This is a genomic window from Microcystis sp. M31BS1 (assembly GCF_020245285.1).
Classification (GTDB): Bacteria; Cyanobacteriota; Cyanobacteriia; order Cyanobacteriales; family Microcystaceae; genus Microcystis; species Microcystis panniformis.
Genome location: NZ_JADBVE010000193.1, coordinates 25,378 through 35,049 on the forward strand (window position 1 = coordinate 25,378; position 9,672 = coordinate 35,049).

Sequence of the window (9,672 nt, forward strand, 5' to 3'; positions counted from 1 at the left end):
AAATACCGGGAAAAGTCATGACAGCCCTAGACATTATCCCAGATGTCACCTATCCCCCCACAGATTTATGGAGTGATGAACCACCCTTGGAAAGTGATCTACACCTGCAACAGATCATCATTCTCCTTAGTTGTCTAGAATTATTATGGCGCGAGAGGAGTGATTACTACGCTTCGGGAAATCTAACCATCTACTACAACGCGGAACAACTAAAAAAACGTGATTTCTGTGGTCCAGATTTTTTTGTGGTTTTAGATACCGAAAAACGTCCCCGCAAAAGTTGGGTAGTTTGGGGAGAACAGGGTAAATATCCCGATGTAATTGTCGAGATTCTCTCCGATTCTACGGCCAATATTGACCGCAATAACAAGAAAACTCTCTATCAAAATACCTTTCGCACTCCTAATTATTTTTGGTTCGATCCTAATACGTTAGAATTACAAGGATTTAGACTAATTGAGGGACAATATCAAGCCATTTCTCCCAATGAACAGGGTTATCTCTGGAGTGAACAGTTAGGATTATATTTAGGGATATTTGACCGGAAACTGCGTTATTTTACCGCCGATGGTCAATTAGTCCCCACTCCTCAAGAAGCCGAATTACAGCAACGACAGGCAAAAGAACAGGCTCTTTTAGAAAAAGAACAGGCTCTTTTAGAAAAAGAAAGGGAACGACAAGCTAAGGAAAAATTGTCCCAAAAATTGCGAGAATTAGGCATCGATCCCGATACAATTTAACTGAAGTGGCAAAAGTCCTAAGTAGTCAGATGTTAAAATCAGACACCCCCTTATTAAGGGTAGGGTTGATTCATGAATCAACCCTACGATGAATCAACCCTGCCATGAATCAACCCTAGGGATCAAGGGGGGATTTATAACCAGCTACCTAGAGAAAGTAAACCTAAAGGAGAGGTCGTGAGAAAACTTATGAGTGATATTGAACTTCGGCAGTCAGTTTATGACCTTCTTTCATCCCTGAGAGGATTGGATTCGCTCAAAAAATTATTCTGGTCCGAGTTAAATTACGAGCGAGAAAATCAAACCCTGTCCCGACGCAATTGGCCAGATAAAGCAGTAGAAGCATTAGCAGAAGATCCAATCCTATTAGCTTCTGGGGGGAAAGATTTTCAGGTTATTTATGCTCGTCTCAACTCTAAGCAACTGCTGCTCAATTTAGAGCGTCTTGTCGTTACTCAACTGCTAAAAAACCATCCCTACACTCTCTTTGTTTTCTCTGATTTCCACCAAGAACGGTGGCATTTTATCAATGTTAAATATGATGTTAAACAAGAAAAACGGCAAGTCTTGCGGCGAATTACAGTGGGTGCGGGGGAACAGTTACGAACCGCCACAGAACGCCTAAGTTTACTGGATTTAGATAATATTAGTTCCGAGTCTCCTTTAGCGATTCAGGAACGTCATGATGAAGCTTTTGATGTTGAGAAAGTTACTAAGAAATTTTTTGAACAGTATCGCTCGGTCTTTGAAAAAGTTGAGCAATTAATTACTAAAACTATCCCTAATGCTGACCAGAGAAGACTATTTACTCAGAAGCTATTTAATCGCCTGATGTTTATTGTTTTTATCCAGAAAAAAGGTTGGCTGAAGTTTAACGAACAAACAAACTATCTAGAAACCTTATGGCAGGATTATCAGAATGATAACAGCACCTCGGACAAAAACTTTTATCATAATCGCTTGACTCATCTGTTTTTTACGGGACTAAATAATCCCCAACAAACGGATATTATCAGTATCAATAACGGTGGTTTTCTTCGGCAAATAATCGGCACAGTTCCCTATCTTAATGGGGGATTATTTGAACAAGATGAGGATGACCACAATCCTAATATAATAGTACCCGATCAGGCGATCAATGTTATCCTACAGGGCCTTTTTAGTAATTTTAATTTCACGGTGACTGAGAGTACACCTCTTGATGTGGAGGTAGCAGTGGACCCAGAAATGTTGGGAAAAGTGTTTGAGGAATTAGTCACGGGAAGACATGAATCAGGTAGTTATTACACACCTAAACCGATAGTTTCTTTTATGTGTCGGGAGGCGTTGAAGGGATATTTAAGCAGTAAGTTAACTTCTGAAAACAAAGAAGCGATTGAGCTTTTTGTTGACGAATATAATGCTATTAATTTAAAGAATCCAGAGGCAGTTTTAGAAACCTTAAAACAGGTTAAAGTCTGCGATCCTGCCTGTGGCAGTGGAGCTTATTTATTGGGAATGTTGCATGAGTTATTAGATTTGCGTCAGTGTTTATTTGCCACTAAAGGTATTGATTACAAAACGGTTTATCAGCGCAAATTAGAGATTATTGAAACCAATATCTATGGAGTTGACATCGATCCTTTTGCGGTTAATATTGCTCGCTTAAGGTTATGGCTTTCCTTAGCGGTTGAATATGAGGGAGACAATCCGCCACCGCTACCGAATTTGAAGTTTAAAATTGAAACAGGAGATAGTCTAACTGCTCCTAATCCCCAAGGTTCTGGGATGGTGCGCGAGGAGTTTATCCATCGGTTTAGGGAAGCTAAAGCGAAGTATTTAAGAGCGCATTTAGGCAGTGATAAACAAAGTCTTGAACAGGAGATTAATGAGGTTAAGAAACAGATTGCTTTATTAACCCATGGCAGTGCTTCTGTGATTGCGAGTGATAAGGAAGCTATCTCAAAAGGATTTGATTGGGTGGTGGAGTTTGCCGAGGTATTAGCGGAGGGAGGTTTTGATATTCAGGTAGCAAATCCCCCCTATGTGAGACAGGAATTGATTAAGGATTTAAAGCCAACTTTAAAGCAAGTTTACCCGGAAGTTTATACGGGAACATCGGATTTATATTGTTTCTTTTATGCGAGAGCTTTACAGTTACTTAAAACTGGGGGAATGTTAGCTTTTATTTCTTCTAATAAATGGTTTCGGGCAAAGTATGGGGAGAAGTTAAGAGAGCATATCGCTGATACTTGTCAGGTGAGAAGTATTACCGATTTTGGGGATTTACCAGTATTCAAGAGTGCGACAGCTTACCCGATGATTTTTATTGCTAATAAAGAGCAAGGACTCAATGATTCAATTATTTTTACTGAAGTAAAATCATTAGATGATCCCTATCCTGATGTCTCAACTTTAATTCGTCAACAGGGAAATATTTTAAATCATCAATCCTTGAATGGAAAAAATTGGATGTTAACTGATACTTCTACAGTTGATTCTATTAAAAAAATGAAAGCGTCGGGAATTACTTTAGAAGAATACGTGAAAGGAAATTTTTTTTATGGAATAAAAACAGGTTTAAGCAAAGTTTTTTTTATTGATAAAAAAACAAAAGAATATTTAATCAATCAAGATGAAAAAAGCTCAGAAATAATCAAACCATTAGCCATTGGTAAAGACATTAAAAAGTGGTCTATTGATCTTAAAGATAGATGGTTAATTTTTACAAAACAAGGAATTGAAATTAATGATTTTCCTGCTGTTATAGAATATCTTCAACAATATCGATCACAATTAGAACCAAAGCCTAAAAACTATTCTAAAACTCAAAAATGGTTAGGACGTAAGCCAGGTTCATATAAATGGTATGAGATACAAGATAATGTGGCTTATTATCAAGAATTGAGCAAGCCTAAAATCGTTTATCAACGTTTTCAAGTAAAACCTTGCTTTGCTTATGATACTAATGGAATATTTGTTAATGACGCTGTATGGATGATAGTAATTGATGATTTATATTTATTAGGTATTTTAAATTCTCAATCCTTTTGGCAAGAAATAACCCGTCATTGCACACAAATTCAAAACGGATACCAATTACTAAGAGTATATCTTCAAAAAGCTATAGTTCCAAATGCTTCTGAATCCGAAAAAGAACCCATCATTAAATTAGTACAAAAATGCTTAGATGCCAAGGGGGTTAACTGTGAAGAATGGGAGAAAGAGATAGATGAGAGAGTAGCGGCATTATATGGACTGTAAGGGGTTAGATACCCGACTTCTTTAAGAAGTCGGGTATCTGAAATCATCACAGCGAATCTGTTAAAATAGAGGTAAATAACCCAGTCGTCAGATGAGAGAGTAGCGGCATTGTATGGATTGTGAACCTTAAGATTGTTACAAGATGCTAAAATTAGGAAAACCTGCTAAAATAAGGATATGCCAGCTAGGGATATCACAGAGAGGAGATCGTAGAATGGCAATCAACTACAGTGAATTAGTTAAATCCCTAATTGAAGAACAAGCTAAAATTCAGCAGTCTAGTGAAATTTCCCTAGAAATAATCTTTGACGATCTGAGAAAACATTATTTATTAGTACAAGTTGGTTGGCATAATAATCATTGGATTTATGGATGTCTTTTACATTTAGATATTATTAACAACAAAGTTTATATTCAACAGAACAACACAGAAATTTCAGTAGCTGAACAGTTAGTTGAACTAGGAATTCCTAAAACAGATATTGTCATCGGATTTCACTCTCCATTTAAACGAAAATTCACAGAATATGCCATTAATTAGTAGTACAAATAAAATGGGAAAAACAACTTATAAAACATTAGAATTACCAATAGAATTAATTCGGAAAACTCTCTCTGTTCTAGATCGTGAAACTGCCGTCTTAGTTGGGCAAGCATTATCCTAAAATACTATGAAAATACAAGGAATTATCAAAGGCAATACTATTGAGCTATTAGAGGATTTATCTCTTCCTAATGGCGTAAAAATTTCTCTAGAAATCCCCGATAATTTAATTCAAAAAAAATTATTGTGGGAAGACTTAGAAACTCTTATTGGAGTATGGAAAAATCAACCAGAACTCGATGATATATTTTCTGAAATTGACCGAGAGCGCCATAGATCATAGTTCAATCAAGGCAGCAGAGACAATGATTGAGTAGGTGGTATAATGTGAAATTACCCAATCCTAAAAATACCATTATTGATGATAACAAATTGACCGGTTATGCCCTGAATCTAAATCATTCAGATGGACAGCATAAAGCCAGGGTTTTTAAATCCGTCTTAAACTTAGATATTAATAACGTTCAATTTCTTAAAAATGCACTCCTAGAAGCAGTTAAAACCTATGATGCTATTCCTGACAAAATCAATCAATATGGACAAAAGTATGTTATTGATTTTACCCTGACTCATCAAAACAAAACCGCCATTATTCACAGTGTTTGGATCATCAGAAATGACGAAAACTTTCCCCGCTTAGTGACTTGTTATGCAGCTGGTTATAATTAAATTAAAAATGTATTTTAGGTTCGATCCCCCCTGCCCCCCTTGATAAGGGGGGTGCCGATCCCCCCTTAGTCCCCCCTTTAATCCCCCCTTAATAAGGGGGGCATCTGACAACTTTTAACGCCTACCTACTTATGTACTTTAAGGAGATAATCAAATGAAACTCTTAGATGTAGTTGCCTTATTAGAAGACTTACCCCAATTAGGATTATATTGCGGACAAGTCGGAACAATTGTAGAAGTTTATGAACCCACAGTTTTTGAAGTAGAATTTAGCGACACATCAGGACGTGCTTATGCTATCGAAACCTTACAAGAAAATCAACTAATGTTATTACATCATTCTCCCTTAGAACCTAAAAATTTAGCTGTAAATATAGGGTAAATTTTCTTAAAAAACATTATTGATATAACAATTCTCTTATGGATATCGAACTATGCCTACCCACGACATCATCGACAATCGCCAGCAAAAATTAGTCGATAACATCAACCAAATTCTTCACTCTTCAGAAGCCGCTCATTTTGCCGTCGGTTACTTCTTCCTCTCCGGCTTTACTGCGATCGCACCTCGTCTCGCCACCATCCCACAAATGCGCCTCCTGATTGGCAACACCAGCAACAGGGAAACCATCGAACAATTAGCAGAAGGCTACCGCCGCTTAGAACTAATTAAAGACCATCTGGAAGCACAAGAATATCCCAAACGGACAGAACGCAAGCAGATGGCAACAGAAACCGCCGATAATATTCGTTCCAGCGTCGAACTAATGGACCAAACAGATCAAGCAGAAACCTTAGTAAAAAATCTGGTTCTTATGATTGAAGAAAAACGCCTTCAGGTGCGAGTTTATACTAAAGGGCGACTCCATGCTAAAGCCTATATCTTCGACTACGGGACAATTTATAACCAGCAGGGACAACCTTTGGAACGTCAAGAAAAAGGCCTTGCTATCGTTGGTTCTTCTAACCTTACTTTATCAGGAATTTCCCACAATACCGAACTTAATGTTATCGTTCACGGTAATGAAAATCATGCCAGTTTAACAGAATGGTTCAATCAACTTTGGCAGGAAGCAACAGATTTTGATGAAACACTGATGCAGTCTTTAAAACAGTCTTGGGCGATGATGCCAGTACGTCCCTACGACATCTATATGAAAACTCTCTATATGCTCGTGCGCGATCGATTGACAGAAGAAACTGCCAGCGAAATGATGATAGATAACGAAATTACCGAGAAACTAGCAGACTTTCAAAAAGTAGCAGTTAACCAAGCTGTTAAACTCATCCGCGAGTATGGAGGTTGTTTCGTTTCCGATGTGGTAGGACTAGGAAAAAGCTTTATTGGTGCTGCCATTGTCAAACGCTTTGAACAAGTGGAAAAAGCCCGCCCCCTCATTATTTGTCCAGCGCCACTGGTGGAAATGTGGGAACGCTACAACGAAATTTATCAACTTAACGCCCGCGTTTTATCGATGGGATTGCTGCGGGAAGATGAAACCAGTGGCATCAGAGTTTTATTAGAAGATTTTAAATACAAAGATCGAGATTTTATCTTAATTGATGAAAGTCATAACCTCCGGAATGCCGCAACCCAAAGATATAAAATCGTCGAAGCCTTTTTAGCAGCTGGGAGACAATGCTGTTTCCTGACAGCAACTCCTCGCAATAAAAGTGCTTGGGATATTTATCATCAGATTAAGCTTTTTCATCAAGATGATAAGACAGATTTACCCATAGATCCGCCCGATCTAAAAGAGTATTTTAGATTAGTAGAGAAAGGAGAAAAACAGTTACCTGACTTGTTATCTAATATCTTGATCCGGCGCACTCGCAACCACATTTTACGCTGGTACGGCTTTGATGCCAAGACTCATAAACCCGTAGATGCAGACAATTTCAAGGATTATTTAAACGGCAATCAACGCGCTTACGTTATTGTGGGTGGTAAGCATCAGTTCTTTCCCAAAAGAGAACTACAAACCATTGAATATAGTATTGAAGATACCTATCAAGGACTTTACCAGGAACTGCGCCAATATTTAGGGAAATCTCGCCAACAGCAACCAGCCAACCCTCGTAAAAATGAACTTTGCTATGCTCGTTATGTTTTGGGGAATTATGTATTACCAAATAAGCGCAAACAAGAACCATTACTCAGTTTACAAACTGGGGGAGCAAATTTAAGAGGACTGATGCGAGTTCTGCTATTCAAACGCTTTGAATCTAGCGTTTATGCCTTCCAACAAACTGTTAAGAAATTACTGCAAGTCCATCAACGCTTTCGAGAAGCTTTACGCCAAGGAATTATCCCCGCCGGAGAAGAAGCTCAGGCAATTCTCTATGAGCCAAACAATGGGGAAGAACAAGACATGATGGATGCTTTGCGTCAGGCATCTGGGAAGTATGATCTAGCTGATTTTGATGCCACAATATTGCAGAAACACCTCGAACATGACATCCAATTGCTAGAGAAAATTTTGCACTTAGTTGAGCCAATTACTCCAGACAAAGATGCTAAATTACAAACTCTCAAAAATTGGTTGAATAAACCTCCGCTGCAGGATAGCAAGTGCCTCATCTTTACTCAGTATGCTGATACCGCCTATTACTTATATCAAAACCTCAATCCTAACGGCGATCGAGACGATCTAGAAGTCATCTACAGTGGCGATAAAGATAAGGCGCGGGTAGTGGGAAGATTTGCCCCCAAAGCCAACAAATACTATAAATTGACCCCGGGAGAGTCGGAAATCAAGACTTTAATTGCTACCGATGTTTTAGCCGAAGGTTTAAACCTACAAGATGGCAACCTGATTGTTAATTATGACCTGCATTGGAATCCCGTCCGACTCATTCAAAGGTTTGGTCGAATTGATCGGATTGGCAGCGAGAATGATGTGGTTTACGGCTTTAATTTTCTCCCAGAGACGGGATTAGAGCGGAATCTAGGATTACGGCAAAAACTCAAAAACCGCATTCAAGAAATTCACGAAACCATCGGGGAGGATGCGGCAATTCTTGACCCCACAGAACAGCTTAACGAAGAGGCTATGTATGCGATTTATGAAAAAAGTGGTAGTCATCAATTAAGTTTGTTTGAAGATGAGGGAGAATTTCTCGACCTCAATGAAGCGGAAGAAATTCTCAGACAACTCCAGCGAGAAAATCCGGCTGAATACGAACGGATAACTAACCTGCCTCACGGCATCCGAACGGCTCGCTTTTCTCTGAATAAGGGCATAATTGTCTTCTGTGAAGCTTCTTATCCGAACCGCAAAGATTGGAAGGGCTACCAGCAATTATACTGGCTCGATGAACAGGGAGAGATCAGATCAAAAGATACTGCCCGCATTTTAGGAATGCTCAAAACCAACCCAGAAGAAGCAGCACTGCCGCTGCCCAAAAATTACAACCAAGCAGTCATGCAAGTCAAGGTTAAATTTGCTCAGGAAGTCCAACACCGCCAATCGGAACGGGAGTACAGCCGTTCTCTGACTCAAGCACAGCGCTACGTCCTGCGAGAACTAGGACTGCTGTTTAAAACCACTCAGGATGAAGAAATCCGTAAGCAGGTTAACCTATTAGAACAGGCCTTTCGCCAACCGATTACCACTGTACTCAAGCGCGAGTTAAACCTGATTAAGCGCCGTAGCCTGACAGGAGAAGCTTTGTTTAGCGAACTGAAGAAATTATACAGCCAACATGAGATGCGGGACTGGTTAGATCGCCGCCGCTTGCAAGGTGAGGAGCAACCAATTCCCATCATTATTTGCAGTCAGGCTTTAGTTTAGAAACGGCGATAAGTAGGTGGGTGGAATTAAATATAAGATGAACGTAGGTTGGGTTGAAGCATGAAACCCAACGCCCGATTATGTTACGCTACCGCTAACCCATCCTACAAATAATTGTGCCTCCCTACTTAGTTGACCACCTGAAAATCGGTAAAACCCTACACCCTACACCCTACACCCCACACCCTACCCCCACGAAAAACTTTTTCAGCAGACCCTAAATAGACAGGCGTTCTCCCCTCACATCTAGAATTCCTAAAGGGACTAAAACAGCCCTCCATAGCTACATCAAATGTTCCCAAAAAATATAGAAGAGCTAATGCAAATTAGCCGCTATCGGTTGAAGGATTACATCAAAGGACAAAGAGCTATATCGCTTGCCCTATCTACCTTCTAGCTCGCTTGTCCCCCTCTCAGAACTTTTCTACGATAATGAGTGACAAAAACAAAGTGTAACCGCACGCTAAAAACACTATGAGAGCCTTTTCTGGGTTTCATATTGACAACCTATATCTGTAGGCTATACTAAAAGTATAACTTTCCTAGGTCGATCAGTTATGGCTATCAAGAGAATTACTTTTCGTCTTGATCCAAACCAAACACAAAATAACAAGCTTCATTA

General features: G+C 39.2%; 7 protein-coding genes and 1 pseudogene. 7 read left to right on the forward strand and 1 reads right to left on the reverse strand.

Annotated elements, in window-relative coordinates; genetic code table 11:
• The first annotated feature begins 17 nt into the window (after positions 1-17).
• The 7 genes from IM509_RS11390 (at position 18) to IM509_RS11420 (ending at position 9,050) form a co-directional block, all read left to right on the forward strand.
• Positions 18-740, forward strand: a complete 723-nt coding sequence (locus IM509_RS11390; RefSeq protein WP_272079446.1) for a Uma2 family endonuclease — start codon at positions 18-20, stop codon at positions 738-740.
• Between the two features lie 189 nt (positions 741-929).
• Positions 930-3,983 carry an Eco57I restriction-modification methylase domain-containing protein gene (locus IM509_RS11395; RefSeq protein WP_185237312.1) on the forward strand — a complete coding sequence of 1,018 codons (3,054 nt, stop codon included), beginning with the start codon at positions 930-932 and terminating at the stop codon, positions 3,981-3,983.
• Positions 3,984-4,197: 214 nt separating this feature from the next.
• On the forward strand, positions 4,198-4,524 hold the full coding sequence (locus tag IM509_RS11400) for a XisI protein (RefSeq protein ID WP_052278166.1): 327 nt from the start codon (positions 4,198-4,200) through the stop codon (positions 4,522-4,524).
• Between the two features lie 130 nt (positions 4,525-4,654).
• A complete protein-coding gene (locus tag IM509_RS11405) occupies positions 4,655-4,870 on the forward strand; it encodes a hypothetical protein (RefSeq protein WP_185237313.1) in 216 nt (71 codons plus the stop codon).
• Between the two features lie 44 nt (positions 4,871-4,914).
• On the forward strand, positions 4,915-5,256 hold the full coding sequence (locus IM509_RS11410; RefSeq protein ID WP_185237314.1) for a DUF6883 domain-containing protein: 342 nt from the start codon (positions 4,915-4,917) through the stop codon (positions 5,254-5,256).
• 154 nt (positions 5,257-5,410) lie between these two features.
• Positions 5,411-5,638, forward strand: a complete 228-nt coding sequence (locus IM509_RS11415) for a DUF4926 domain-containing protein (RefSeq protein WP_002790332.1) — start codon at positions 5,411-5,413, stop codon at positions 5,636-5,638.
• Between the two features lie 52 nt (positions 5,639-5,690).
• Positions 5,691-9,050 carry a helicase-related protein gene (locus IM509_RS11420; protein WP_185236740.1) on the forward strand — a complete coding sequence of 1,120 codons (3,360 nt, stop codon included), beginning with the start codon at positions 5,691-5,693 and terminating at the stop codon, positions 9,048-9,050.
• Positions 9,051-9,464: 414 nt separating this feature from the next.
• Here the strand turns inward: IM509_RS11420 and IM509_RS11425 are convergent.
• Positions 9,465-9,548 (reverse strand): annotated as a pseudogene (locus IM509_RS11425) (IS200/IS605 family transposase); the annotation flags it as partial.
• Between the last annotated feature and the right edge of the window lie 124 nt (positions 9,549-9,672).

What these genes read in the sequence shown, in the direction of transcription:
- IM509_RS11390 (WP_272079446.1), top strand. Translation starts at nt 18, where the DNA reads ATGACAGCCCTAGACATTATCCCAGATGTCACCTATCCCCCCACAGAT.
- IM509_RS11395 (WP_185237312.1), top strand. Translation starts at nt 930, where the DNA reads ATGAGTGATATTGAACTTCGGCAGTCAGTTTATGACCTTCTTTCATCC.
- IM509_RS11400 (WP_052278166.1), top strand. Translation starts at nt 4,198, where the DNA reads ATGGCAATCAACTACAGTGAATTAGTTAAATCCCTAATTGAAGAACAA.
- IM509_RS11405 (WP_185237313.1), top strand. Translation starts at nt 4,655, where the DNA reads ATGAAAATACAAGGAATTATCAAAGGCAATACTATTGAGCTATTAGAG.
- IM509_RS11415 (WP_002790332.1), top strand. Translation starts at nt 5,411, where the DNA reads ATGAAACTCTTAGATGTAGTTGCCTTATTAGAAGACTTACCCCAATTA.
- IM509_RS11420 (WP_185236740.1), top strand. Translation starts at nt 5,691, where the DNA reads ATGCCTACCCACGACATCATCGACAATCGCCAGCAAAAATTAGTCGAT.